This is a genomic window from Nocardia sp. NPDC051756 (assembly GCF_040681495.1).
In the GTDB taxonomy this organism is placed as follows: domain Bacteria; phylum Actinomycetota; class Actinomycetes; order Mycobacteriales; family Mycobacteriaceae; genus Nocardia.
Window position 1 is genome coordinate 641,916 of record NZ_JBFAYV010000004.1, and the last position, 26,314, is coordinate 668,229.

General features: G+C 67.5%; 24 protein-coding genes. 15 read left to right on the forward strand and 9 right to left on the reverse strand.

Annotated elements, in window-relative coordinates:
- Positions 1-26: 26 nt before the first annotated feature.
- The 3 genes from AB0M22_RS19905 (at position 27) to AB0M22_RS19915 (ending at position 5,788) form a co-directional block, all read left to right on the forward strand.
- Entirely contained in the window at positions 27-3,800 is a 3,774-nt protein-coding gene (locus AB0M22_RS19905; RefSeq protein WP_364728501.1) for an AAA family ATPase, read from the forward strand.
- Between the two features lie 162 nt (positions 3,801-3,962).
- Positions 3,963-4,844 (forward strand): SDR family NAD(P)-dependent oxidoreductase, encoded by an 882-nt coding sequence (locus AB0M22_RS19910; protein WP_364728504.1) that lies wholly within the window; start codon positions 3,963-3,965, stop codon positions 4,842-4,844.
- Positions 4,841-5,788, forward strand: a complete 948-nt coding sequence (locus tag AB0M22_RS19915) for an enoyl-CoA hydratase/isomerase family protein (RefSeq protein WP_364728507.1) — start codon at positions 4,841-4,843, stop codon at positions 5,786-5,788. Before AB0M22_RS19910 ends, AB0M22_RS19915 begins: the two co-directional genes overlap by 4 nt.
- A gap of 5 nt (positions 5,789-5,793) precedes the next feature.
- On the opposite strand, the gene AB0M22_RS19920 is transcribed toward AB0M22_RS19915, so the two are convergent.
- The gene (locus AB0M22_RS19920; protein ID WP_364728510.1) at positions 5,794-6,966 is read right to left on the reverse strand and encodes an MFS transporter; all 1,173 of its coding nucleotides are present in this window, start codon (positions 6,964-6,966) and stop codon (positions 5,794-5,796) included.
- Positions 6,967-7,043: 77 nt separating this feature from the next.
- Between AB0M22_RS19920 and AB0M22_RS19925 the strand changes: the two genes are divergently transcribed.
- Positions 7,044-7,787, forward strand: a complete 744-nt coding sequence (locus AB0M22_RS19925) for a helix-turn-helix transcriptional regulator (RefSeq protein WP_364728513.1) — start codon at positions 7,044-7,046, stop codon at positions 7,785-7,787.
- 171 nt (positions 7,788-7,958) lie between these two features.
- Complete coding sequence (locus tag AB0M22_RS19930) at positions 7,959-9,269, forward strand: multidrug effflux MFS transporter (RefSeq protein ID WP_364728516.1); 1,311 nt, start codon at positions 7,959-7,961, stop codon at positions 9,267-9,269.
- 2 nt (positions 9,270-9,271) lie between these two features.
- Here AB0M22_RS19930 and AB0M22_RS19935 read toward each other — a convergent pair whose 3' ends face one another.
- The gene (locus AB0M22_RS19935; RefSeq protein ID WP_364728518.1) at positions 9,272-10,291 is read right to left on the reverse strand and encodes a crotonase/enoyl-CoA hydratase family protein; all 1,020 of its coding nucleotides are present in this window, start codon (positions 10,289-10,291) and stop codon (positions 9,272-9,274) included.
- An 81-nt stretch (positions 10,292-10,372) separates the two neighbouring features.
- On the opposite strand from AB0M22_RS19935, the gene AB0M22_RS19940 reads away from it, so the two are divergent.
- Entirely contained in the window at positions 10,373-12,010 is a 1,638-nt protein-coding gene (locus AB0M22_RS19940; protein WP_364729823.1) for an acyl-CoA dehydrogenase family protein, read from the forward strand.
- Positions 12,011-12,039: 29 nt separating this feature from the next.
- Here AB0M22_RS19940 and AB0M22_RS19945 read toward each other — a convergent pair whose 3' ends face one another.
- The 3 genes from AB0M22_RS19945 to AB0M22_RS19955 all read right to left on the reverse strand — a co-directional run bounded on the left by AB0M22_RS19945 (position 12,040) and on the right by AB0M22_RS19955 (position 14,328).
- Positions 12,040-12,765, reverse strand: coding sequence for a PaaX family transcriptional regulator C-terminal domain-containing protein (locus AB0M22_RS19945; protein ID WP_364729826.1), 726 nt, complete (start codon positions 12,763-12,765; stop codon positions 12,040-12,042).
- A 189-nt stretch (positions 12,766-12,954) separates the two neighbouring features.
- Positions 12,955-13,287, reverse strand: coding sequence for an Lsr2 family protein (locus AB0M22_RS19950; RefSeq protein WP_150406398.1), 333 nt, complete (start codon positions 13,285-13,287; stop codon positions 12,955-12,957).
- Positions 13,288-13,455: 168 nt separating this feature from the next.
- Positions 13,456-14,328, reverse strand: coding sequence for a LysR family transcriptional regulator ArgP (locus AB0M22_RS19955; RefSeq protein WP_364728522.1), 873 nt, complete (start codon positions 14,326-14,328; stop codon positions 13,456-13,458).
- 73 nt (positions 14,329-14,401) lie between these two features.
- Between AB0M22_RS19955 and AB0M22_RS19960 the strand changes: the two genes are divergently transcribed.
- A complete protein-coding gene (locus AB0M22_RS19960) occupies positions 14,402-15,034 on the forward strand; it encodes a LysE/ArgO family amino acid transporter (RefSeq protein ID WP_364728524.1) in 633 nt (210 codons plus the stop codon).
- 251 nt (positions 15,035-15,285) lie between these two features.
- The gene (locus AB0M22_RS19965) at positions 15,286-15,537 is read left to right on the forward strand and encodes a CsbD family protein (protein ID WP_150406395.1); all 252 of its coding nucleotides are present in this window, start codon (positions 15,286-15,288) and stop codon (positions 15,535-15,537) included.
- 54 nt (positions 15,538-15,591) lie between these two features.
- On the opposite strand, the gene AB0M22_RS19970 is transcribed toward AB0M22_RS19965, so the two are convergent.
- Together AB0M22_RS19970 and AB0M22_RS19975 are read right to left on the reverse strand one after the other, a co-directional pair.
- Positions 15,592-16,620, reverse strand: a complete 1,029-nt coding sequence (locus AB0M22_RS19970; RefSeq protein ID WP_364728528.1) for an FAD-dependent monooxygenase — start codon at positions 16,618-16,620, stop codon at positions 15,592-15,594.
- Positions 16,621-16,692: 72 nt separating this feature from the next.
- Positions 16,693-17,907, reverse strand: coding sequence for a lipase family protein (locus AB0M22_RS19975; protein ID WP_364728531.1), 1,215 nt, complete (start codon positions 17,905-17,907; stop codon positions 16,693-16,695).
- A 236-nt stretch (positions 17,908-18,143) separates the two neighbouring features.
- Between AB0M22_RS19975 and AB0M22_RS19980 the strand changes: the two genes are divergently transcribed.
- A complete protein-coding gene (locus tag AB0M22_RS19980) occupies positions 18,144-19,163 on the forward strand; it encodes a YdcF family protein (RefSeq protein WP_364729829.1) in 1,020 nt (339 codons plus the stop codon).
- Positions 19,164-19,166: 3 nt separating this feature from the next.
- On the opposite strand, the gene AB0M22_RS19985 is transcribed toward AB0M22_RS19980, so the two are convergent.
- Entirely contained in the window at positions 19,167-19,910 is a 744-nt protein-coding gene (locus tag AB0M22_RS19985; RefSeq protein WP_364728534.1) for a glucose 1-dehydrogenase, read from the reverse strand.
- 169 nt (positions 19,911-20,079) lie between these two features.
- Here AB0M22_RS19985 and AB0M22_RS19990 point away from each other — a divergent pair, with 169 nt between their 5' ends.
- The 4 genes from AB0M22_RS19990 to AB0M22_RS20005 all read left to right on the forward strand — a co-directional run bounded on the left by AB0M22_RS19990 (position 20,080) and on the right by AB0M22_RS20005 (position 22,567).
- Positions 20,080-20,775, forward strand: coding sequence for an SDR family NAD(P)-dependent oxidoreductase (locus tag AB0M22_RS19990; protein ID WP_364728537.1), 696 nt, complete (start codon positions 20,080-20,082; stop codon positions 20,773-20,775).
- On the forward strand, positions 20,762-20,986 hold the full coding sequence (locus tag AB0M22_RS19995) for a hypothetical protein (protein ID WP_364728539.1): 225 nt from the start codon (positions 20,762-20,764) through the stop codon (positions 20,984-20,986). Before AB0M22_RS19990 ends, AB0M22_RS19995 begins: the two co-directional genes overlap by 14 nt.
- A gap of 136 nt (positions 20,987-21,122) precedes the next feature.
- The gene (locus AB0M22_RS20000) at positions 21,123-21,581 is read left to right on the forward strand and encodes a MaoC family dehydratase (protein WP_364728542.1); all 459 of its coding nucleotides are present in this window, start codon (positions 21,123-21,125) and stop codon (positions 21,579-21,581) included.
- A gap of 89 nt (positions 21,582-21,670) precedes the next feature.
- A complete protein-coding gene (locus AB0M22_RS20005; protein ID WP_364728544.1) occupies positions 21,671-22,567 on the forward strand; it encodes an alpha/beta hydrolase in 897 nt (298 codons plus the stop codon).
- A 39-nt stretch (positions 22,568-22,606) separates the two neighbouring features.
- Here AB0M22_RS20005 and AB0M22_RS20010 read toward each other — a convergent pair whose 3' ends face one another.
- Positions 22,607-23,998, reverse strand: coding sequence for a wax ester/triacylglycerol synthase family O-acyltransferase (locus AB0M22_RS20010; protein WP_364728546.1), 1,392 nt, complete (start codon positions 23,996-23,998; stop codon positions 22,607-22,609).
- Between the two features lie 258 nt (positions 23,999-24,256).
- Here AB0M22_RS20010 and AB0M22_RS20015 point away from each other — a divergent pair, with 258 nt between their 5' ends.
- Both AB0M22_RS20015 and AB0M22_RS20020 read left to right on the forward strand, forming a co-directional pair.
- A complete protein-coding gene (locus tag AB0M22_RS20015; protein ID WP_364728549.1) occupies positions 24,257-25,159 on the forward strand; it encodes a metal-dependent hydrolase in 903 nt (300 codons plus the stop codon).
- 151 nt (positions 25,160-25,310) lie between these two features.
- Positions 25,311-26,300: a PDR/VanB family oxidoreductase gene (locus tag AB0M22_RS20020; RefSeq protein ID WP_364729832.1), complete on the forward strand. Its 990-nt coding sequence runs from the start codon at positions 25,311-25,313 to the stop codon at positions 26,298-26,300.
- The last annotated feature ends 14 nt before the right edge of the window (positions 26,301-26,314 follow it).

The window sequence follows — 26,314 nt, forward strand, 5'->3', positions numbered from 1 at the left end:
GACCTCCCCGTGGCGATAGACAGCTGATGGACGAGGGTCGTCGCAACTTCGCCGTCCGGTTCGGCGAGCTGTTCGCCGCCGCAGGCACCCCGCCGGCCAAGTCGGTGGTTCGAGCCGCCAACGCGCGCATCCCGGACGGCGCGGGCAAGGTCACCCCGCAACGAATCAGCGACTGGCGACGCGGCAACCGCACCCCGGCCACCTTCATCGCGGTCCGCCCGGTATTGGAAGTCCTGATCGCCGAGGCCCGCCGTCAGGCCGCCGACAACCCGCGCGTCGACCCTTCGCTGCTGGATCTGGTGCGCTGGCACGAGGATTGGAAGGCCGCCAAGGTCGAGCCGCCGAGCATCGACATCGGCCGCGAGCCCTACCGCGGCCTATGGGAATACCGCGTCGAGGACCGCGACCTGTTCTTCGGCCGCGACGACGCGAAACGACAACTCCTCGAACTGATTTCGAACGCCGAAACGAGTGACGCCCCAGCAATGGCTGTGCTGCTGGGCCCTTCGGGCGTCGGCAAGTCCTCGCTGCTCGCCGCCGGGCTACAGGCCGCACCGGGAGCCAGGACTCCGATCGCCATGACCCCCGGCGACGATCCGATGGCCGCCCTGGAGTCAGCATTGGAGGCGCGCCCGGACGGTCACTGCCTGCTGATCGTCGATCGCGGCGAGGAACTGTTCACCCGCTGCGCGAATGAGGCCCTGCGCCAACAGTTCCTGACCGCACTGGCGTCACTCGCCGCCGCGGGCGCCGACGCGCCCACCACCGTCGTCCTCGCGTTCGACACCGCACACCTGCCGGAACTCTTGCGTTATCCGCTGCTGACGATGGTGCTGCGCGACCACGCGATGCTGCTCAATCCCATGACGCCCCAAGAACTTCGCGAGGCGATCGTGCGCCCCGCCGCGGCCACCGGTCTGCGCGTCGAGGACACCCTGATCGACACCCTGCTCCAGGACCTGGACACCATCGACGCCCACAGCTCGGTGCGCCTCCCGCTGCTGTCCTTCGCCCTGGCCGCGACCTGGGCCAACCGGCGCAGCCGGACCCTGAGCCTGGAGGCCTACCGCGAAGCCGGCGGAATGGCGAAAGCCTGTGCGGTAGGCGCGGAATCATTCTGGTCCCGGCTCACCGACCGGCAACGCGACGCCGCCCGGCACGTGCTCATCGCGTTGACGATCATCGGCCCGACCACGATCGTGCGCAACCGAATGCCGGTCGAGCAGCTCATCGAGGAATCCACCGACCCAGACGCCACCCGGGCCGTCATCGCCCGCCTGACCCGAGCGCGAATAGTGGTGCAGCGCAACGGCGAAGTCGAGTTGGTCCACGATCTGCTGTTGAGCGGCTGGCCGAGGATGGCCGGATGGCTCGCCGAGGAAAAGGAATTTGCGCCCGCCCGCCAGCGCATCGAAGCGGACGCCCGCGAGTGGGCGCGTCAGGATCGTCCGGTGTCGTTGCTCTACTCCAGGACTCGACTCGAGGACGCGGCGGCTTGGATGCGCCGCACCGAGTCGCCGAACCTGCTGGCCCGCGAGTTCATCGCGGCGTCGCTGACCCGGCAGCACGCGCACACGGTTCGCCGCCAGGTCCTCTGGTCCACGGTCGCGGTGCTCGTCGCGCTGGCGCTGGTGTTGTCCGGAGTGATTGTCGTGCAACGTGTTTCCGTCGCCCAGGAACACAAGGGCGTGGTGCTCGGCCAGCTGATCGAGCAGTCGCAGCGGGTGCAGAGCGTCGATCCCGGTCTGTCCACCCAGCTCGCGCTGGCCGCCTATCGACTGAGCCCGGACGATCCGATGGCCCGAGCGCGGCTGCTGGCGACCCAGGTGCTGCCGCTGGACATCGCGTCGACGGTGGCGCACAAGGGCCTGGTGCGCGATCTCGCGCTCAGCTCGGACCGAAAGCTGCTGGCCAGCGCGGGCAGCGACGGTCTCATCCGGTTGTGGAACGTCGCGGACGCGCGCGCCATCACCCCGGCCGGCCCGGAGCTCACCGGCCACCACGACAACGTCGAATCGGTCGCCTTCAGCCCGGACAACAGCGTGCTCGCCAGCGCGGGCGACGACGGCAGCGTGCGCCTCTGGGATGTGCGCGATCCAAAGCAAGCCCGAGCGCTCGGTGAATTCGCCAACGGCACCGCGGTCACCGCACTCGCTTACCTGCCCGACGGCCGCACGGTGGTCGCGGGCGCTACCGACGGAACGCTGAGCTTCCTCGATACCACTGTCCCGCAATCGATTCAACGCCGCGGGATGCCCGTCGCCGCGCAAACCGGCGCGGTCAAGGTGCTGACGATGGCGCCGGACCGTCCGGTGCTGGCCAGTGCGGGGAGCGATCGAACGGTCCGCCTGTGGTCCGTGGACGACGCCGACCACCCGACCCCATTGGGCGCGCCGATCGATAGCGAAGGCGCGGTACAGGCCGTCGCCCTCGGCCCGGACGGCCGGCTCGGAACGGGCACCGCAGACGGCGTCATCCAGGTCTGGAACCTCGACGATCAAGGCCAGGCGCAACTCATCGGCAAACAGCAATCGCGTCCCGTGCCGATCACCCAGCTGGAATTCTGGCGCGACGGCAAGATGCTCTCCGTCGCGGACGCCGGCGGCACCATGCGCGCACTGAACACCACCCGCCGCGACCGGATCACCGCGATCGGACGCGAGATCCACGGCAACAGCGGTTCGGCCCGGTCCTTCGTGATCGTCTCCGACACCCAGGTGGTGACCGCGGGCTCGGACGGATGGATCCGCACGTGGAGCCACGCGGGGGTGAACGTCCCCATCGTGTTCGCCGGCGCGCTCAGCTCGGTCGCTTTCGACCAGGCGGGCAAGCTGCTGGCCAGCGGGCTTCGTGACGGCCAGGTCAACGTGTGGGATGTCAGCAGCCCGTTCGGCAGTCGTTCGGTCGGCGAGGTGACGGCGGGTCCACCCGACCGGCACGGCGCGCACGTCGCGCTGCGCCCGGACGGCAAGTTGCTGGTCACGGCCGGCGGCGGCGAGGTGCGGCTGTGGAATCTGGCCGATCCGGCGCGACCGGCGCCGATCGGCGCGCTCCCCGGGGCCGCGCTCAGCGGGCCCATCGCTTTCGATCCGAGCGGGAAACGATTGCTCACCGGCGTCGACCACCGCGCACTGCGGCTATGGGACGTCGCCGATCCCACCCGCGCCCGCGAACTCGGTCAATTGCCGACCGGCCACGACCGCGAACTCGAAAATGCGGTGTTCGCGCCGGACCGTCCGCTGATCGCGGCCGCCGACGACGACTCCCGAATCCACCTGTGGGACGTAACCGATCCGGCCGAGCCGATCGAGACCTCCCTCGACACTGGCGGTGCGAACATGCGCAGCCTCGTCTTCGCCCCTGGCGGTCGCACCCTGTTCGGCGCGGACGACCACGGCATGATTCGTTCCTGGGACGTCACCGACCTGGCTGAAATCCGCGACCTCGATTCGGTGCGCGCACACTCCGCGGCGGTACGCACCCTGGCCATGGACCGATCTGGACACCGCCTCGCCTCGGGTGGCGACGACCAGACCGCCCGTGTGTGGGACATCGCCGACCCGTCCGACATCCAACCGCTCGGCGAACCGATCGCGGCGGAGGTGGGCTGGACCTGGTTCCTGCATTTCGACCCGAACGACGAGTCACGCCTGCTCGGCATCGGCGACGAACTGTCGGCGCTCTGGTACACCGACCCGGACGTGTTCGCGGACAAGCTCTGCGACTCCGCGGCCGCACAGATCGACGCGCACACGTGGCGAGAGCTTCTTCCGTCCGTGTCCCACATCTCTACCTGCTGATCAGGCTGCGTCCCAGACGAATTCGACCGACCGGGCCGGCGTGCACCGGACCGATGGTGCTCGCATCCGATTGTGCACGCGCACAGTCTTTCGCGGAATTCCAATTTAGGGAGTGTTTGTTCTCTATTGTGGTCGCGGTGGGGACGAGCGGAGGGCTGCGACATGTCTGACAAGCGGTTGGACGGCAAGGTGGCGGTGGTGACCGGCGCGGCATCCGGGATCGGCGCGGCGACGGCCGTCGAATTCGCCCGCCGTGGCGCGACGTTGGCCTTGGCCGACATCGATGAAGCGGGAATGAAGGAAACCGCGAGCCGGGTGGCCGAACTCGGCGCCGAGGTCAGCACGCACCGGGTCGACGTCGGGAGCGAGGACGCGATCTACGCTTTTGCCGATGCCGTCGAAAGGCAATGGGGCAGAGCGGATATCGTGCTGAACAATGCAGGCGTCGCGGTGGTCGGCGACGGTGTCACGATCAGCGACGAGAGCCTGCGCTGGATCGTCGACATCAACTTCTGGGGCGTTGTGCACGGCACCCGGGCGTTCCACCCGATCCTGGAGCGGGCCGGCGGCGGCACCATCGTCAATGTGTCGAGCGTGTTCGGTTTGCTCGGGATGCCGTGTCAATCCGCCTACAGTGCAACCAAGTTCGCGGTGCGCGGGTTCACCGAATCGGTGCGAATGGAATTGCGGCTCGCCGGTTCACCCGTGCGCGTGATGGCGGTGCATCCGGGTGGGATTCGGACGAATATCGCGCGGTCCACCCGATTTGAGGGCACCGGTGTGGCCCGTGCCGGGTCGGCGGCGGCGAACGTCGAGATGTTCGACCGGATCGCGCGGACGTCACCGGAACAGGCCGCCGTCGCGATCGTCGACGGAATCCGGCGCGGCAAGGCGAAAGTCAGGATCGGCGCCGACGCGGTGGCCATGGATGTGCTCCAGCGGCTGTTCCCGGTCGGCTACCAGCGAATCATGCTGGCCGCGGTCAGGTTCGGGCTCCGACCGGACGCGGCATCGAAAACACCATCGGCACAAGGGGAATCATGAGCTTGATCCGTACCGAACAGGACGGCGCCGTCCTGACCGTCTGGCTGGACAACCCGCCCTACAACTTCCTCACCAGCGAAATCATGTCCGCCCTGGCGGATCTGCTCACCTCGCTCGAACGCGACGACACCACGCGCGCCGTGATACTCACCAGCGCGGTCGAGGACGTCTTCGTCAGTCACTACGACGTCGCCGAAATCCTCGCCGGCGCCGAGGCTTCCCCGGTCACCCTCACCCGGCGCTCCGCCGCCGCGGCCCTGCGCACGAGCCGCGCCGCCGACCGCATCCCCGGCGGGCAGGCGGCGTTGGCCCGCGCCGGTGCGGGCGGCGTCGCGGATCTGCGCCGCTACCACGAGGTCTGCCGCCGAATGCGCGACTCGGACAAGGTATTCGTCGCCGCCCTCAACGGACGCACCCTGGGCGGCGGTTGCGAACTGGCGCTGTCCTGCGACCTCCGGCTGATGGCCGACGGCCCGTACGAGATCGGTCAACCCGAGATCCTGGTCGGGATCATCCCGGGTGGCGGTGGCACGCAAATGCTTACGCGGGTGCTCGGCGCGGCCCGCGCGCTGGAACTGTGCCTCGAAGGAGCCCCGATCACGCCCGCCCGGGCCCACGAGATCGGCCTCGTGCATCGTCTCGTCGCACCGGCCGACCTGATGGACGAGGCGCGCACCACCGCCGCTCGGCTCGCCCGCAGATCTCCGGTGGCGGTCGGGGCGCTGAAACGCGCCGTCTACGAGGGCGGCTCCGAATCCCTCGAAAAGGGACTGCATGTCGAACGCACCGGGTTCCTGGAGACGAGTTCGACCGCGACCGCGCAGCACGCGATGCAGCTGTACCTCGCCGAGATCCGCGAAGTCGAAAGCAGCGGAAGGGATCTCGCGACCTTCATCGCCGAACGCCTGCCCCGTTGGGTCGAAGGGAGCGTGGCCGACTTCTGAAACCCTCAGTCGGCCGGCTGGGGGAGAAGCAAGGCCAGACCGACGGCAGCGATGGGGACGAAACACAGTGCGGTCAGAACCGCCTGCGGCCCATGGTGATCGGCGATCAAGCCGAGCACCGGCACGAACAGTCCGCCGGCGCTGACCGCGAGACCGAGCGTGACACCCGCAGCGGTGCCGGGCCGCTTCGGCAGGTAGTCCTGACCCAGCTTGACCAGAACCGCGAACGGAATATTCACGGTCACGCCGGTGAGCACGGCCACCGCGAGACCGAGCTGCGGACTCGGCACGATACGCAACGCCGCGAGCGCGGGAATGGCTGCCAGACTGCCGATTTGGATGGTCCGCAACATCCCGATGCGGTCGGCGATGCGACCACCCAGCAGCGTGCCCGCCACCCCACCGGCCATGAAGGCCGTCAGCGCCGCACCGCCGAGCGCGCGTGAACCGCCCAGCGAATTGATCCAGTACAGCGCGATGAACGTACTCAGTCCGAACGAAATGATCGCGCGCACAACGGCAATGGCAGTCAAAACGAGAAACGGTAGCCACCGATCGTGGCCGGCGGTCGAGGCAGCGGCGTGCGCGCCGCTGCGCTGCCGCAACTGGTAACGCCACAGCAGAAAGCCCATCAGCACCGCCGGCGGAATGAAGAACGCGGTGGCTCCGACACCGTAGGAGACCAGCGCGGGCGTCGCGAGTGCGGGAGCGAGAAAGAACCCGACGCTGCCACCCGCGGCGAACAGGCTCATCGCCGACGCGCTGTTCCCCGCGTCCCGGCGCGCGTCCCGCCCCGCCGACGGATGGAACGCCGCGACGCCGATCCCGGACAGCAGCAGCAAGACCCACACCACGGGATACGCCGGTGCCAGCCCGGACAGTCCGGCACCGAGCCCGGCGACCGCCACCCCGGCCGGCGCGAGCCACAGCAGCCGCCACCGATCGGCGAGCAGTCCGAGCGCCGGCTGCGGCAGCGAACTACCCAACGCCGCGGCCATCGCCAGCCCCGAGGCGGCGACGTAGCTGTAGTGCCGCTCCAGCACGAAGAACGGAATACTCGCCGGCACCAAGCCCTGATAGAAGTCATCGACCGCATGCGCAATCACCCAGTACCGCATGCGTTTCCACGCCGAATCCGTGGTCACCACTGTCGCGTCTTCGACACCCGCGCGCACCATCACACTCCTCCGCCTAGTACCCATCCAGCAGCCTATGGACGGCACGAGGCAGCAGGCTTCCGATAAACTGCCTGATTATGTCGATCTTCAGCCAGGACTCCACCGTGGTGAAGACGCTTGCCGGGGGAGCGCGCATTCACCGGCATCGGCACGCCGACCATCAGGTGGTGTATCCGAGTTCCGGGGTGGCCGAGGTCCGGACCGACGCGGGCAGCTGGATCGCGCCTGCGGACCGGGCGATCTGGATCCCCGCGGGCAGCTGGCACGAACATCACTTCTACGGCCCGACGCGCTTCCACACGGTGGGCTTTCCGCCCGACCTGGCGCCCGGCTGGACCACGCCGTCGGTCCTCGCGGCATTGCCCCTGGTCCGCGAGCTCATCATCACCTGCTCGACGTCCGAAGACCTGCCCGACACCGAACTGGTGCTGCTGCGCCAGGTGCTGCTCGATCAACTGCGCCGCAGCCCCGAACAACCGCTACGGCTGCCCGCCGCCCGCGACGAGCGACTCCGAAGGGCTTGCGCGCTGGTCGAAGCCGACCTCACCGAGGTGTGGACGCTGGCCGGGCTCGGCCGCGAGGTCGGGGCCGGCGAACGAACGCTGACCCGCCTGTTCCGCACCGAACTCGGCATGACCTACCCGCAGTGGCGCACCCAATTGCGCCTGCACAACGCCATGCAACTGCTCGCCGAACAGGTGCCGGTCACCGTCGTCGCGCATCGGTGCGGCTGGGCGACCGCCAGCGCGTTCATCGAGGTCTACCGTCGCACTCTCGGACACACCCCCGGTGCGTTCCGGGCAAACCAGGACTCGAAATAGGCAGTCCGCTTCGACCTATTACCCGTGACACCCGTCATAGAGATCGCTCGCTTAATCCATAGACAGTTCACCGAGAGTTGAAGCAGATCTCCGTACACTTTTCGACCAAGGGGGTCATGGGGGATTAAATACGTTGGAGCGAGCCTCGCTGGAGGGCCAGGGAGGTTCGTCGTGGATATCGAAGTGGAAGACGTGGGCGCCGGCACTCTCGAACAGAGTGCCGACAGCGGCCTGCGCAGTATTCGGCTGATCGCGGTACTCGGCGCGCTGTCCGCATTCGGTCCGGTCACCACCGACCTTTATCTGCCCAGCCTGCCGCAAACCGCCGCGGCCTTGCACACATCCCAGTCGGGGGTGCAATCCTCGCTCACCGCCTGCCTGATCGGGCTCGCGTTCGGTCAGCTACTGATCGGCCCGATCAGTGACGCGCGCGGGCGGCGCGGGCCGTTGATCGCGGGCATGGTGCTGTTCTGCGCCACCTCGCTGCTGTGTGCGATGGCGCCGAATGTGCTGGTGTTCGACCTGTTCCGGCTGCTGCAAGGGCTCGCGGGGGCGGCGGGGATCGTCATTTCGTTCGCCGTCGTGCGCGACGTGTACCAGGGGGCCGCGGCCGGTAAGGCCTTCTCGATCCTGCTCGCCGTCAACGGCGTCGCGCCCATCATCGCGCCGGTCATCGGCGGGCAGTTGTTGCGATTCGTGGACTGGCGGGGCGTGTTTATGGTGCTCGCCGGGCTGGGCGTGGTGTTTCTGGCGCTCGCTTATCGCTGGGTGCCCGAGACCTTGCCGGTCGATCATCGTCGGGGCGGCGGAATCGTGATGATGGGCCACGATATGCGGCAAGTGGTGCGGGACCGGTCATTTGTCGGTTATGCGCTTGTTGTCGGATTGTCTTTCGGTGCGATGGTCGCCTATATCTCCGCGTCGTCTTTCGTATTCCAAGAGGTGTACCGGGCGTCGCCGCAGTTGTTCAGCGTATTCTTCGCAATCAACGGAGCGGGAATCCTGGTCGCCAATGCCGCCAACGCGCGGCTGTTGAATAGGAGCAGTCCGCGCAGGCTGCTGGATATCGGTCTGCTCGGCTTGGCGCTCGGCGGCCTCGCGGTGCTCGTCGTGGTCGCGCAGGGCAGCGTCGGGCTGTGGTTCCTGGTGCCCGCGTTGTTCCTCCTGGTGTCCTCGATCGGGTTCATCATGCCGAACGCCACCGCGCTCGCGCTCGAAGCGCACGGCGCGACCGCGGGTAGCGCCTCGGCCGTGCTCGGGTGCACGCAGTTCCTGTTCGGCGCCGTGGTGGCGCCGCTGGTCGGGCTCGGTGGAGGCAGCGGGGTCCCCATGGGCATTGTCGCCGTCACTTTGTGCACGCTCGCCGTCATCGTCCGAACGGTGCTGTGCCGTCCGGTGATTCGCGACCGTGCTTCGAGAATTCCAGGGAGTCGAAGGCGATGGCACAAGATGTCGTCGTGGTGGGCCTCGCCTGCCGACTGAACCTACTTCTCGAACTGCGCCCGCTTCCAGTCGCCGTACGGCTCGTCGCGCTCCCGCACCGCTTCGCGGAAACCGGCAGTCGCCGAACGCAATTGGAACGCGTAACCCTCCCGGGTGTGCCGGGAGATGCCGTCGAAAACGGTGCTGATCATGCCGGAGTTCGCCACTCCCTGCGCCAGCAACGCGCTGTTGAGCGCCAGCTTGGCCATGACGAGCTGATTGATCGGCATCCGCGCAATACGTTCGAGCAGGGCCTCGGTGCGCTCGTCGAGCTCGTCGGCGGGCGTGGATTCCACCGCGAGCCCCCACTCCTCGGCCTGCTTGCCGGACAGGCAGTCACCGGTGAACAGCAGCCGCTTGGCCCGCTGATCGCCGAGACGATGCGCCCACATGCCCGCCGCCGGAATGCCCCAGACCCGGGTGGGCGGATACCCGATCTTGGTGTCGTCGGCGCAGATGATCTGGTCGGCATACAGCGCGATATCGGTGCCGCCGGCGACGGCGAAGCCGTGCAGCTTGGCGACCGTCGGCTTGTTCGCGTGCAGCAAGCTGGCGAAGCCGCGGTTGAACCGGCTCATCATCGCGTAGTCGACCATCGGATCCCAGGTGCCCCAGGGATTGTGATTGCGGGCCTGTACCACCGGATCCAGCACGGTGCCGGTGGGCGAACTCGCGCCCGCGCCGGGATCGAACGAGCTCTCGGCGAAGATCGACAGGTCATATCCGCCGCAGAAACCCTTGCCCCGCCCGGAAACCACCATCACGTGCACGCGCGGATCGAGATCGGCCCGCTCCACGGCGTGTGCGAGTTCGATCGGAGTGTCGGCGGTGATCGCATTGCCGTGTTCGGGCCGGTTGAAGGTGATCCGCGCGATCCGGTCGGTGACCTCGTAGGTCAGCGTGCGGTAGCTGATGTCCGCCGGGGGCGGCGTGCGGTCCGCCCACGGCGAGTCCGGGGCTTCGGTGAGTCCCTCGTACCACGCGGCCGGGCGGGTGCCGGAATGATTCTCGAAGTCTGACAACAGGGTTTCCTGACTACGTCGGGGCGTGCTTCGCACTGATATTACATACTTGTGTCAATTGACGAACCACTGTAATACTGAATCATGGCCACCCACGCGGTAACGAACCAAGTTCCCCCGCTCGTCGACTACGACGCCGCCGAGCAGCCGGTGCTGCTCGAGGCGCTGCACCGCGCGGGCGCCGACCACGCGCTCGACGAGTTGCACGAGATCGGCAGGTTGGCCGGCAGCGCCGAAGCCATCGAGCTCGGTGACCTCGCCGAGGCCCACCCGCCGACCTTGAAGACGCACGATCGTTACGGCAACCGGGTCGACGAGGTCGTCTACGACCCGAGTTATCACCGATTGATGACCCACGCGGTCGGCTTCGGCCTGCACGCCGCGGTTTGGGCGGACACCCGGCCGAACCCGCACCTGACCCGCGCCGCGAAATTGAGCGTGTGGGGCCCGGTCGACGCGGGCCACGGCTGCCCGATCTCGATGACCTATGCCGTCGTCCCCGCGTTGCGCGTCGCCCCGGAACTCGCCGCGCAATACGAATCCTTGCTCTGCGCAAAGGAATACGACCCGGTGCTGCGCGCGCCGCTGACCAAGCGCGGCCTCATCGCCGGGATGTCGATGACGGAAAAGCAAGGCGGCTCCGATGTTCGGGCCAATACCACCACCGCGACCCGGACGTCCGACGGAACGTATCGGATCACCGGGCACAAGTGGTTCACCTCCGCGCCGATGTCGGACGTATTCCTGGTCCTCGCCCAAGCGCCCGGCGGTCTTTCCTGTTTCTTCGTTCCCCGCGTGCTGCCCGACGGCACCCGCAATACCTTTGCGCTGCAACGGCTCAAGGACAAACTCGGCAATCACTCCAATGCCAGCAGCGAGGTCGAATACGACAACACCGTCGGCTGGCTGGTCGGCGACGAGGGCCGCGGCGTGCCGACCATCATCGAAATGGTCAACCTGACCCGCCTGGATTGCACCATCGGCACCGCCACCGCGATGCGCACCGGCGTCGCCGCGGCCGCCCATCATGCCGCGCACCGCAGCGCATTCGGCGCGACGCTGGCCGATCAGCCGTTGATGCGAAATGTGCTGGCCGATTTGGCGATCGAGGCGGAGGCGGCGACCACGGTGGCACTGTGGCTGGCCGATCTCACCGACCGGGCGACGGCCGGCGAAGACGGTGCCGACCAGTTGCGCCGAATCTCGTTGGCGGTCAGCAAATACTATGTGTGCAAACGCGGCCCGATCCATGCCGCGGAGGCGCTGGAATGCTTGGGCGGCAACGGTTATGTCGAAGAATCGCGGATGCCGCGGCTCTATCGGGAAGCGCCGTTGATGTCGGTCTGGGAGGGATCGGGCAATGTCGCCGCGCTGGATACGTTGCGCGCGATGGCCAAACAGCCGGAAACCCTCGGCGCCTTTTTCGACGAAGTCAAACGCGCCGCGGGCGCCGACCCGCACCTCGATGCCGCGATCGTCCGGCTCGAACAGCAATTCGGCGACTTCGACACCATCCAGCATCGGGCTCGCCGGATCGTCGGCGATATGGCGCAGGTACTTCAGGCGTCGCTGCTTGTTCGCTACGGCCATCCGGCGGTCGCGGACGCGTTCACCGTCAGCCGGCTCGGCGGCGAACACGGCGATGTTTTCGGCACGCTACCGACAGGTATCGATACGGCCGCGATCATTCAGCGCGCGACACCCAAGCCGGGTAACTGATACCGACCGGCCCAGTTCATCGATAGCGATTAGACATCCGACGTGACGAGCAGCTGTTCCGCGAATCCCATGAATTCGGTTCGGAACGCCGCGTATTCGGCGCGCAGGCGCAACCCGGGCCAGTCGGCGGGGAGCAGTGGATCGGGGAGCAAGGGGTCGTCGAGAATATGCCGCACCGCCGCGGCCGCCACCTCGAACCGCTCCCGCATCGAGGAAGAACTCGCGAACTCGCGCAGCAGCCGCTCCGCGTCGCGCGCCCAAAGTTGGGGCGCGAAAAGGGTTTCCGCCAGTTGCGCCGGTGATTCCTGCGGCGCGGCGGTGAACACGGAAACTCGCCGACTGGCATCCGGCCCGAGAACTATCTCGATGTTCGCGGGCCGGGTCCATACGCCCTCGCGTAATTCGCCGAGCCTGCGGCTGCGCATGGTGTCGCGGAAGGCGGTCCGAGCAGGCGCGTCGTCGCCGACGGCGGTCACCACCGCCAGAAACCATTCGCCGTCCCAGGCTTTCACCACGGGACTCACCGCGGCGTCCTGCCTGCGCTGCCGCTCGATCAACCGGTCGGAGAGCCGATACACACCGTTCGCGCGTTCCAGATCACCCATGGCGACCATCCGGGTCAGCGCGACCCGTGCGGCCGATTGTTGCAGTCCGAGTTCCTCGGCGACCGAAACTATCCAGCTCACCGGCGCCTCGGCCGGATGCGCGCCGAGCAACGCACTCAGAATTGCCGACCGAGCGGTCAGCTTTCGCACGCGCATCGCCACACACCCCGTCCTGTCCGAGTCCGCGCCGGTCGAACTCCGGCCGCCGAACCCGGAATTCTACAGACGAACTCGGCTGACCCTCGCGGTCCCGCCGCCGGACAACGCCTGCCCGAAGTCCGCGGCGACCGCCATGAACTGGCAATATGTCGAGCCGAGGGACAAATCGGCGCGGTTGTGCTAGTTCGCGTTGTTATATGCCGCGACAATGTCGGCCGGGATGCGGCCACGGGTCGATACGTTGTGCCCGTGCTTCCTGGCCCATTCGCGGATCGCGGCTGTTTGCTCGCGATCGGTCGCGGAGGTTGCTTTGCCGGTTCCTTTCCGCTTCAGCCGTCCGGTCTTGCGCGCCTTTTCCGCCCACGGCTCCAGAGTGACGCGCAGCTTGCCCGCGTTCTTGGTGGACAGATCGATCTCGTAGGCCACGCCATCGATCGAAAATTGAACTGTTTCATTCGCTTTCGACTTGCCGTCGTAGTCGTCGACGAGGGTGACGGTGACTTTCTTGGCCATGGGATGCGTCCTTCGCGTAGTCACGAGTAATTGCTCGGAATACTAATACCGTATCGCATCGAACTCGGCGAGGAGAAAAGTACTGTGGCGCAGAAGTGCTTAGCGCGCTTGCGAGCGCGAATGCGCGAGGCTGCACGATCAAGTGCACGCCCATCCGATACCCGGTACTCAGCGCAGCGATTCTGCGGCGGTCGCGGCTATCGACGAGGCGACCGCGCTCAATGCCGGTGAGTCGAGCCGCCATTGCTGCCAGTACAGCGGGACATCGATGAATGCCTCGCCGTCGACGGCCACCAGCTCGGTGCTTCGAAAATTGTGAGTTTGCAGGTCCGGCAACATGCCCCAGCCCAATCCGAGCCGAACCGCGGCAAGGAATCCGGCCGAAGAGGGGACGTAATGCCGCGGCGGATCGAGTGGTTGGCGACTGCGGCGGCGCAGGTGACGGTCTTGCAGATCGTCTTTGCGGTCGAATAACACCACGGGCGCCGCCGCGTATGCCTTGGCGGTCGCGCCGTCACCGAACCAGGTGCGCGCGAATCGCGGTTCGGCCATCGGCCGATAGCGCATCGCGCCGAGCCGTTCGACTTTGCAGCCCTGCACCGGGGTGGAAGTAGCGGTGATCGCCGCCATGACGGTGCCGTCGCGGAGCAGCCGGGTGGTGTGTTCCTCGTCCTCGCGGTGAATTTCGAAACTGATGCCGGCCGGCGCCGCGGCGAGGGCGGGCATCACCCAGGTTTCCAGTGAATCGGCGTTGACCGCGATGGGCAGCCGGGCCGGGCGATCCGCGTCGCCGAGTTCGTGCGCGGTATCGCCGGTCAGCAGTTCGATCTGTCTGGCCAGCCGCAGCACGGCGAGCCCGGATTCGGTGGCGCACACCGGTTTTGTGCGCTGGACCAAGACGCGACCGGCGGCGTCCTCCAGCGCTTTGATCCGCTGGCTGACCGCGGACGGGGTGATCCGCAGGCGCTTGGCCGCGGCATCGAACGTGCCCTCGGTGACCGCCGCATTCAGCGCGCGGAGCTGATCCAACTGAAGATCCATGTTAAGGAATCGTAATGGTAGTGCAGAAACTTTAGTTTGCCTGGAGATAATGCCGTCCCTAGCGTCGATGGGTATGGAAGTCTCCTCGGCCGCCCTGGCGGCGCTGTCCGGACTCGGTTTCGGGCTCTCGCTGATCGTGGCCATCGGGGCGCAGAACGCGTTCGTGCTGCGTCAGGGGGTGCGCGGACAGCACGTCTTCGCGGTGGTCGCGGTGTGCGCGCTGTCGGACATGGTGCTGATCGGCGCGGGCGTCGGCGGCTTCGGGGTGGTGGTGCAATCGGTGCCCGAGGTGGTCACGGTGGTGCGGTACGCGGGTGCCGCGTTCCTGCTCGGCTACGCGGTCCTCGCGGCCCGGCGGGCGTTCGCGGCGTCGGCGCTCACCGCCGGGTCCACGGGCGCGACCGTCGCGCTCGGCGCCACGATCGCCACCTCGCTCGCGCTGACCTGGCTGAACCCGCACGTCTATCTGGACACCGTGGTGCTGCTCGGCTCCTTCGCCAATACCTACACGAGCCCCGACCGCTGGTTTCTCGGTGCGGGCGCGATGCTCGGCAGCATCGTCTGGTTCACCGCCCTCGGCTACGGGGCGCGCCGGCTCGGCCCGCTATTCGCCCGTCCCGTCGCTTGGCGGGTGCTGGATTCCGGCATCGCCGTGGTGATGACGCTGCTGGCCCTGGGACTGTTGTTCGCGGGTCCGTCGATGTGACGTCGAAACCCCTTGGTTCGCACGGCGACGGACCCGTTCTAGTCCCGTAAACGAGCGAGATCCGCGATCCGGCAGCGGAAACTCGAATGTTGCCGGCAGGCCGATGTCGAGTGTTGTTCGGCGCGAACGGGGTTGGCTGCGCCATGGGCGTGACGGGAGACACAGCTCGCATCGTGTCCCGTGCTGATTGGCGGCAGAGGGGCCGGGTATGCGGCGAATGACCGCCCACACCCCTAGTTGGAGGAGTAGTCATGACCAAGCACGACAGCGGACCGCGCGAGGCAGTCGAGGGCGTCGTCGAGGACGTCAAGGGCAAGGCCAAGGAAGCGGCCGGCATCATCACCGGCAATGAAGGCCTGAAGAGCGAGGGCCGCGCCCAGCAGGACAAGGCCGAGTCCGAGCGTGAGGCCGCCAAGAAGGAAGCCGAGGCGGAGAAGGCTCGCGCCGAGGCCACCCTGAACGAGGCTCGCCAGAGTGCCTACGAGAGCGGCAAGGAATCTTAAGTCGCCAGAGCTTGCGGCGGCGCGGGGACGATCTTTCGCCCCCGCGCCGCCGATTTATGTTGCGCTGCGGAACATTTGGGCGACTTTAGCTCGCTCGTCGAGGATCTGGCGTCGTCGTTCGGTCATCGCCGCGGCCGGTGAACTGCCGGAGATGATGGCTTCGGCGAGCGCCGCGACGTCCTCGATGGCATCGCGCGCGCCGACGCCCGCGGCCGGTGTGATGGCGTGATCCGCGTCGCCGCACAGGATTACGGGAGTCTGCGGGGGACGTGCGTCGGCGAGTGGCACGGTGCGTGCGTTGGAGACGTGCACGGTGTCGGTGGCAGCCAGCATGGTTTCGACGAGTTCGGGGATGGCGGTGGCACCCGCCAGGATCGGCTCCGTCCAGCCATCCAGTGGCTGAGATCCTATGTCCTGCAAGGCGAGTGGCCCGCGCGTCAGGCGGGTGAACCATACCGAGATCTGGTCGTTCCAGAAGTGCCCGAAGGTGCTGACCGGTCGGCCGTCGTCGTCGAATTGCCGGTGGAAATGCAGGACGGACGGGTCGGTGTTCGGCTGGATCGGCCTGGTGGTGATGCCGTAAATGATGATCTGCCCGGAGTATTCGGCATTGCGGTCGGGTTCGAGGGTGCGTCGGGCAAGCGAGTCGATGCCGTCGGCGGCGATGATCACGTCGTCGGCCGGAACCGGATTCGCTCCGCTGAAGAGCGTTCCTTCGGTGCTGTTCAGCTCGGTGACCGGGGTGCCGAAGCGGATGTCCGCCGTTGTGTCGGTGGCGAATTCGGTCAGCGCGCGCATGAGGTCGGCGCGCAGGTACAGCCGGCGTTCGGTGCGGGCGTCGCCGCGGATCACCCCCGTCCGGTCGGCCGCGCGCAGCTCGGTCAGCCGATGCGACGCTTTGTGCAGCCGGTCGATCCCGACGCCGAGCCGGGTCAGCGCGGCATGCGCCCGATCATCCAGTGCCAGAAAGTGTCCCGCGCCGACGGTCGGCTGGCTCTCGTAGACCGTGACCGCTCGTTGCTCCCGCGCGAGTGCCCCAGCCAGCAACGTCCCCGCGATTCCACCGCCGATGATCGTGACCATGCCCCCACCTTAGGTCCCACCATCGGGGCGCGGCGGCGGCCCGCGACCCGATGGTGGGTGCCTTCGGGGTGATCAGCAGTCGTTCGGTGCGGGAAGGCCGCGGAACCGGTCCTCGATCCAGGACACTGCGGCAGGTGCGCCGAGCACGGCGGTGGTCAGGTGGTCCGGGCTCGGAATCAGCTCCGACTGCACCCGCACGCCCGCCGCGCAGTAGCGCCGCACGGTGTTGTCGATCGAGGCCACCGGAATCAGCACGTCCTCCGTTGAACGCCACTGGTAGATCGGCATTTTCGGCACGCCGGCGTAGAGCTCCAGGCTGTTCTCCTCGAGCACGGAACGGGCGCTCGGGTCGTCGGCCAGCGAGGTGGAACTGGCCACGTCCAGGACGTTGTGCCCGGCGCCGGCCGCCAAGATCTCGTTGGTGCAGCCGTTGGCGATCTGGTCGCGGGTGGCCCGGCCGAAATCGTTGAGGTTGTCGCTGATCGGCAACCGCGTCGGGTATTCCCGCTCGAGGCCGATGGCCGCCGCCAGGGCCAGCCCGAACGCCGGATGCCTGGAGTAACCGAGGCCCTCGGTCATCTTCACCAGATTCATCGGGACGCCGCCCTCGGCCGCGCCGACGATGTCGAGTTCCGGCGCGTAGGTCGGGGCCAGCGCGGCCGCCCAGCCGGTGGCCATGCCGCCGCCGGAGTAGCCGAACATCGCGACCGGGCTCTTCGCCAGGCCGAGCTCGTTGACCCTGCGGGCCGCCCGAATTCCGTCCAGGGTGATCATGCCGCCCAGCTTCGCCGCCCCATAGGCGCTGGTCGGTCCGAGATGATCGGGCAGCGCCACCGTCCAGCCGCGCAACAGCACCGTGTTGAGCGCGGGCGCTTCGCGCACAGCGAGATTCGGATCGCCGGTGTAGAGCACCCGGGACACGGCGCACTGGGTGCCGAGGCCGTTGATGATGTGCTGGTAGGACAGCAGCGGGCCGCCGGGTGCGTGGTCGTGCGGGGTCAGCACGGTGGTGGTGGCCGCGATCGGATTGCCCGCCGAATTGGTGGAGCGGAACTTGATCATCGTGACGGCGGTGCCGGGAAAGCCGAGCAGCGGCGGCATCGGGCGCACGGCCAACACGTCACCGGGGGCGAACCGATCCAGGTCGGGCGGCGCCGCGTAGAAGGGATCGGGGTCCGGCCTGGGGTAGATCGGTTGTGCCGCAGCGGTACCCGGCACGACGGCCACGTGTGCGACCGATATCAGCAGGGCGACAACGGCGAGCGCGGGGCGGATGTGTCGAAGCATGGCGATGAGCGACTCCCATTCATCACGACATTCACGGGGATTGTTGGGCGTGTCGAAAGTCGAATAATCCGAAGGGCGGCCGCGAATAATCGCCCGGCCGGTATTCGGACGAGCGACACGATATGGGACAAAGGGAAAGCGGGGAGGGAGCCGCGCCGTGCGAGGCGGTCGATCGGAGTGCAGGCGGCGTGGCATCGCCGCCCGGTTGCCGATGCGCCGGTTACGGTGGTTCGGTGATGCTGCTCGTGGTCGGCCTGGTCTTGCTCGGTGTCTTCCTGCTGAGGTTCCGCAGCGATCGGCGACGGCTGAGCAACGGGGTGTTTCTGCTGCTCGGCTTGGCTTTCACCGGTGTGTGGGTGATCGGTTCCGGCGCCCAGGGCGACCTGCCGGTGGTGCTGGCCGGGCTGCTCGTGCTGTTGTCACCGTTGCTCGTGCTGGTGCTCGCCGGGTTGCTGATGGTCAACGGCGGGCAGATGATTCGGCGCGAAGGGCTGCGGATCGCGAACCTGCTGCCGCTCGTGCTCGGCGTCGTGCTGCTGGTGCCGTACGTGTTGCTCGCGGTGGCGATTTTCACCGGCGATATCTGGTCCATCGTGATTTTGGCGTCCGGGACGATGGCGGTGAGCTACGTCGGATTCCTGTTCGCCAGTTTCCTGCTGTATTCGCTGTTCTACGGGGCGTTGCCCTATCGGCCGGGCATGGACGCGATCGTCGTGCACGGCTCCGGGCTGGTCGGCGCGCGGGTGCCGCCGCTGCTGGCGAGCCGCCTGGATCGGGCCATCGAGGTGTATCGCGCCGAACTCGCGGCGGGGCGGCGGCCGCTGCTGATCACCAGCGGCGGAAAGGGTTCCGACGAGGCGGTCTCCGAGGCCTCGGCGATGGCGGGCTACCTGGTCGATCAGGGCGTGCCCGCCGACAGCGTTGTGCTGGAGGATCGTTCGACCACCACGCGGGAGAACCTGCTCTACACCAAGCGATTACTGGGCGAGCGCGGCGAGTCCACCCGAATGGTGCTGGTGACCAGCAACTTCCACATCCTGCGCACGGCGATCCTGGCCCGGCGCCTGGACCTCGACGCCGAGGTGACCGGCGCCAAGACCGCGTTCTACTACCTGCCCTCGGCGATACTGCGCGAGTTCGCGGCGATCGTCGTGGCCTACAAGTGGATCAACGTGATCGCCTGCCTCGCGCTGATGGCGCTGCCGGTGCTCGCGCTGGTGCTGACCCGCGACCTGCCGCATCACTACGGCGACTGAGGTCTAGTCGAAGGTCTTGTGCGGGATGCCGACGGTGAGGCCGCCGTCGATGACGAATTCGGCGCCGGTCGAATAGGACGATTCGTCGCTGGCCAGGAAGGTGATCAGCGCGGCCACCTCGGACGGGTCCGCCGCGCGGCCCAGCGGGATCTGGAGGAAGTCCGCGGGAATGCCCTCGGTCATCGGCGTGGTGATCAGGCCGGGGTGTACCGAGTTGACCCGAATGTTGTGCTGCGCCAACTCGAGTGCCGTCGACTTGGTCAGGCCGCGCACGGCGAACTTGGTCGCGACGTAGCCGTGCAGACCGGGGCTGCCGCGCAGGCCTTCGACGGAGGAGATGTTGATGATCGAGCCGCCGCCCGCCTCGGTCATCGCCGGGGTGACGGCCTGCATGCCGAGGAATGTGCCGGTGAGGTTGATGTCGATGATCCGCTGCCATTCGGCCAGTTCGAAGTCGACGAGCAGGTTGCCGTTGGCGATGCCCGCGTTGTTGACCAGCACATTCAGCGATCCGAAGCGCTGCACCGCGTCGGCGACCGCGCCCTGCCAGTCGGCCGGCTCGCGCACGTCGAGGTGCACGTAGGCGGCGGCGTCCCCGAGTTCCTTGGCGACCGCGGCGCCTTCGTCGTCGAGCACATCACCGAGCACCACGCGAGCGTCCTCGGCCACCATGGCTTTGGCGTGCGCCGCGCCCATGCCGCGGGCACCGCCGCTGATCAATGCCACCTTGCCGGTCAACCGCCCCATCGAGGCACCTCCGTTTTTCGTCCGTCCACGCCAACGTACTGGAACGCGTTACAGAAAGTACGTCGAATCGAGTGTTGGCCTCGGGGTCGATCGTGCCATATCGGACAGTCCAACTGTCTGGGACACTGTAGTCTGGGTGGGTCGAGCCCGATTTACCCGAGGAGTTCCCATGGCACTGCCGCCTCCCGCCGACGGCACAGCTGTCGTCGTCACCGGCGCCGCATCCGGAATCGGCCGGGAGGTCGCGTTGCGGCTCGCCCAGCTCGGTTACCACCTGGTGCTGGCCGATGTGCAGGACTCGGTGAAGGAGACCGCCGACGAGGCGCGCGGGCACGGGGTCGACGTCGAGGTGTTCCGGCTCGATCTCACGGATGCCGTTGCCCGGCAAGACTTTGTGCGGCAGGTGCTCGACGGCCCGCGGGCGGTGGTCGGCGTCGCGAACGTCGCGGGGTTGATCTCGGTCGGGCGGTTCGACGAATTGGGGCTCGATCGTGAGCGCATCCTCGTCGACGTCAGCGTCAGCGCGCTGCACCACTTGACCGGCGCGTTCCTGCCCGGGATGACCGAGCGCGGTGCGGGGGCGTTTCTCAACGTCTCGTCGCCGGCCGGTGTCGCGCCGCTGCCGTATCTGGCGTCGTATTCGGCGGCGAAATCGTTCGTCATCTACTGTCTCGACCGCGCTGCACGCGGAACTGCGGGGGAGCGGCGTCTCCTGCACCACCTTCATTCCCGGAATGACGAAGACGCCGTTGGCATTCGGCATCGAGGAGTCGAGGTTCCTGCCGGACTGGGCCTGGCGGCTGCCGGTCTTCCACGAGGCGAAGGCGACCGCCGAACGGGCGGTGGACGGCATGCTGCGCGGTAAGCGGATGGCGGTGGCCGGGCCGGATGTGCAGCTGGTCTCGCTGGCCCGCTACGTGCCGCCGCGCTTGCTCGGTGCGGTGCTGCGTCTCGGCGGCGCGTACGCGTTTCCGGGTCGATACGAGAACTTCGGGAAGCGGGTTCGTGCCGCGGTGGACAAGGGCGGCAACATGATCGGCGGTAAGGCGCACGCGGATCGGCCGAAAGGCTGGTGATCGCCACGCCCGCGGCGCGGGAGGCGGTTTCTGATTCCGCGCCGCGAGCACCCTCAGTCTACATTGTCTCAGACAGCGATTGCTGCTTTTCTCAATCGGCTGGCCGGGGCGGGGAGTTCGTTTTAGGGTTTCTCGCATGAGCGAGCCCACCGTCTTCACCATGGAATCGCTGCGCAATGCCGCGGGCACCGACCTCGGCGTGAGCGGCTGGATCGAGATCGGCCAGGACCGTATCACCGCCTTCGCCGAGGCGACCGAGGATCGGCAATGGATCCACGTCGATCCGGAGCGCGCGGCCGCGGGGCCGTACGGCACCACCATCGCGCACGGATACCTGACGTTGTCGCTGCTCCCGGCGATCATGCGGGAGATCTTCGAGATCTCCGACGCCGGTGCGCGGATCAACTACGGCCTCAACAAGGTTCGGTTTCCGTCGCCGGTGCCGGCCGGGTCGCGCATTCGCGGTCAGGCCACGATCGTGACGGTGGATGAGGTGCCCGGCGGGCTTCAGGTCGTGATCGCGACGGTCATCGAAGGAGAAGGCTCGGACAAGCCTGCCTGCATCGCCGAATCGATCGTCCGCGCCCTGGCGTAAGCGCATCCCGCCGTTGCCGGTAGCGCGCTGTGGCATCATCGTGTGTAGAACACGTTCTAATTCTGTCCGCGATACGCGGGAGGCGCGCGATGACGAACTCACGATCCTCGGCGGCGCTGCGGCGTTTCGCCAGGCGGGTGCCGGATATCGCCGAGGTGCCCGGCGGGCGGCTGGTCGAGCTGCCCGGGCGGGGCCGCACGTATGTGGTCGATACCGGCGGGCCGGCGGGTGCGCCTGCGCTGGTCCTGTTGCACGGCACCGGATGTACCGCCTACCTGAACTGGTTTCCGGCGCTGGCGGCGCTGTCCGAGCGCTATCGGGTGATCCTGTTCGATCAGCGCTGGCATGGTCGCGGGATTCGTTCCGCCCGCTTCTCGGTGAACGACTGCGCCGACGACGTGGTCGCGGTGCTCGACGCGCTCGGCGTGGAACAGGCCGTCTGCGCGGGGTATTCGCTCGGCGGAGTGGTGAGTCTGGCTGCCGCGCATCGGCATCCGGATCGGGTGAGCGGGCTCGTGTTGTGCTCCACGCCGTATCGGTTCCAGGAGAAGTGGCGCGAGCGCGCGTTTCATCGAGCCTTCGGGGCGTTCGCCGACGCGGTCGGGCCGTATTCCTTCCGGCGCACCGTGGAATTGGCCGGCCGGCTGCCGGAGCTGCCGGAAATCGCCTGGGCGCCGGGCCGATTGGATCGATGGGCGCTCACCGAGTTGCGCAGTACCAGTGGCTGGGCGATCACCCAGGTGATCGGCGAGGTCGGCCGGTTCGACGCGACGGACTGGCTGTGCACCTTGAAAATGCCGACCGCGGTGGTCATCACGACGCAGGACCGGGCGATCCCGGTCTATCGGCAGTTGGAGATGGCGACCCTGATTCCCGGCGCGAGCATTCATCTGCTCAAGGGCGGGCATGCGGCCTGCGTGCTGGAGGCGGATCTGTTCGTGCCCGCGCTGCTCGACGCCTGCGCGGCGGTCGCCGCGAGATTGTGAGGCGCTGTTCGGCGGCAATGGCGAACAGGGCCTGATCGATCAGCCTAGTTTTCGTGCGGCGGTGAGCAATTCGTCCACCACATGGGGCACCGCGTCGGCGAGCTCGCTGATGTCGGGCACCAGCTCCTTGCAGGCGATGAAGCCGAAGTCCAGGTCGTCGTTGTTGGAGATCACGGTCACCGTGAGTCCCGCGCCGTGAAAGACCGGGCCGAACGGATACATTCCGTCCACCCGCACGCCGAGGAAGTACAGCGGCATCGGCGGGCCGGGCACGTTCGAGACCACCAGGTTGTGCACCACCGGATGCCGCTCGGCCAGCTTCAGCGACGAGTACACCCGCGCCGCGAGCTGAAAGGTGTTCGGCGGCGCGTACTTCGACCAGTCCTGGAGGAAGTCCGCGCCGATCAGATCGTGTTCGGCCTTCGCGCCGCGGTTGTCCTCGGCCACCTGTCGCAGGCGTTCGACCGGGTCCGCGATATCGGTGCCGAGCCGGGCGAACAGCGTGGACACCTTATTGATGCCCGCGGTGTGCCTGGTCGATTCGTGCACCGAGACCGGCACCGACGCGACCAATGAACGGTCCGGCAGCTCGTCGTGCTTCTCCAGATACGCGCGCAGCACGCCGGCGACGATGGTCAGCACCACATCGTTGATCTTCACCCCGAACGCGGACTTGATCTCCTTGATCGCGCCGAGTTCGGCCTCGGTGAACGCGACCGCGCGATGCGGGGTGATGGCCAGGTTGAACGGGGTGCGCGGCGCGGAGAACGGCAACGCCATGCCCGCCTTGTCGTTACGCCGCCGGTTCGCGAAGCCGGCCACCATGCCGAGGGTCTTCGGCACCATGCCGACGATGCCCGCCTTGGTCGGGAACTTGACCACGGCCTTGGCCAGCAGCTGCCAGTCGTTCGGGCTCGACTCCGGCCGCCATTCCTCGGCGGGCGGGGTCTTGGCCGCGTTCGGCTCCAGGTCGCACAGGTGCATCATCATGTTCGTGCCGGTGATGCCGTCCACCGCGGCGTGGTGGTACTTGCAGATCACCGCGACCTTGCCGTCGTCGAGGCCCTCGACCACCGACATCTCCCAGAGCGGGCGGTCGCGGTCCATCGGGCGGCTGGCGATGTCGCCGACCAGCTCGGCCAGCTCCCGCCGACCGGCCGGGGCGGCGATGCCGATGCGCCGAATGTGATAGTCCAGGTCGAAGTTCCGATCCTCGACCCAGACCGGGTGATCGAGGTTGAACGGCACCTCGTAGACGCGGCGGCGCATCTGCGGGATCAGGGGTAGCCGCCGGCCGAGTTCGGCCTTGAATTTCTCGAATGAATAGTCCCCTGAGCTGGGATCGAGGATCAGCAGCGCACACACGTGCAGGTGCTGGGTCCCGGTTTCCAAGTAGAGAAAGCTGGCATCCAATCCGGTTAGTCGCTCCATAGCCAAAGCGTACTAGAACGCGTTCTAGTTTTTGGTTGAACGGGCGCGAGGTGGGTCACAGTGGTGCGCTCTATTGTCAAGCGGGCTAACGCTATTGGGTGCGGCACATCCGGCGGCCGTTTGCGCTGTTCATGTGGCCATGTGTGCAATTTGTGCTGCTACAGATCTTTATGTAACCGAGGGTTTCATGTATGTGTATGATGATTGCTACGGCCATGCAGGAAGGCGCGCGACGACGCAGTCGTGAGAGGAGTACCGATGAAGCTACTTCGTAGAGGTGAGCGACGACCGGACATCGATCCGGGCGAGGTCGCGCTGCACGCGCGCAACGTGCAGTTCCAGTGGGCGGATGCGCCGCTACACTGGATGCCCGAAGAGCCGATCGCCTCGCACCTGATCAATTCGCTGAATCTGCTGCTGCCCGAGGGCGAGCGCATGTTCTGCGCCGCCTACACCGAGGCGCTGCCGTTCGTGAAGGACGAGAAGCTGCGCGAGGCCATGCTCGGCTTCATCGGCCAGGAGTCCATGCACGCCGAAACGCACGACAAGGTGCTCACCGAGGTGCTCGCCGCGCACGGCATCGACCCGGAACCCTATGTGCGCCAAGCCGAATACCTGTTCCGGAAGACGCTGGGCCCCAGGGACATCGAGGGGATCGCGGAGCGGCAGACGCTGGTCGAGCGGCTCGCGGTGATCGCCTGCCTCGAGCATTTCTTCGCCTACCTCGGCGACTGGGTGCTGAACGCGGACCTGGAGAAGTTCGACGCCGAGCCGCGCATCGCGGACCTGTTCCGCTGGCACGGCGCGGAAGAGGTCGAGCACCGGCATGTGGCGCACGACGTCGCGGTGTACTTCGGCGCGGGCTATGTGCGGCGCGCGGCGGTGATGATGTTCGTCTTCCCGACCTTCATCACGCTGGTGGTGCGCGGGACGAAGTTCATGGTGCACCAGGACCCCGACCTGCCCGATCTCGGTTACCCGCGGCTGATCAAGCGGGTGTTCGGCGCGATGTGGCGGGGCGCGCTACCCGGCGTGCCGTCGCTGCTGTGGAGTGCGCTGACCACGTTCAAGCCCGGCTACAACCCCGGCTCGGTCGGGTCCACCGCGCAGGCGGTGGCCTACCTCGCGAAGTCACCTGCCGCGCAAGCGATTGCGTCGTGAATCGGGGGCAGTGCGGCGTGCGGGAGGTGCGGTGGTGAACCTGCGTCCCGTGCCCGAACGGTTCCCCGCGGATCTGTTCGGCAAGCGTGATCAAGACCGGGCGGTGCGGGTGCTCGACGCGGTCGCGTCGGCCCGGCTGCGCTGGACCACCATGATCAACCGGCGTGACCTCACGCCGCGGGTGGACGATCATCGGCTGGCGCTGGTGGTGACCGAGCGGCGGATCGAGGCGCACGACCAGGACGTGGTGAGCCTGCGACTGGAGGCGCCGGACCGGCGGGAGCTGCCGCCGTGGCGGGCCGGCGCGCACCTGGATCTGGAACTGCCCTCGGGACGGTTGCGGCAGTATTCGCTGTGCGGCGATCCGGCCGACACGCGCGCGTATCGCGTTGCGGTGCGGCGCATTCTGGACGGACTTGGGGGATCCGTTGAGGTGCACGACGGGCTTCCGGTCGGCGCGCCACTCACCGTGCGCGGGCCACGCAATGCCTTCCCGTTCGCCGTGCCGGGCCACGGATCACCCGCTGCCCGTTTGCATTTCATCGCCGGCGGCATCGGGATCACGCCGATCCTGCCGATGGCGCGGCTGGCGCAGCGGCTCGGGATCGACTGGTCGATGGTCTACACCGGCCGTAACCGGGACACCATTCCGTTCCTCGACGAGATCGCCGGATTCGGTGACCGGGTCACCGTGCGCACCGACGACGAGCACGGCCTGCCCGACGCCGCCGCGTTGCTGCCCGGCGTCGCCGCCGACACCGCGGTCTACTGTTGCGGACCCGTGCCGATGACCACCGCCGTCGCCGCCGCGATACGCGAAATGCCCGGCGTTGAACTGCATTCCGAGCGGTTCTCGCCACCGCCGATCGTGAACGGCGTGCCGTTCGAGATCCAGTTCGCCTCCACCGGCGAGGTGGTCGAGGTGGCAGCGGATCGCTCCGCGCTCGACACCATCCTGGAGACCCGCCCGGATCGCCCTTACTCGTGCCGCCAAGGCTTCTGCCGCACCTGCAAGGTGCGGGTGCTGTCCGGCGAACCGGAGCATCGCGAAACCGTGCTCACCGCGGCCGAACACGAGGCCGGCGAGATGCTCGTCTGCGTATCCCGTTCGCCCGGTGGGCGACTGGTGCTCGATCTGTAAACCCGACCTCTGGT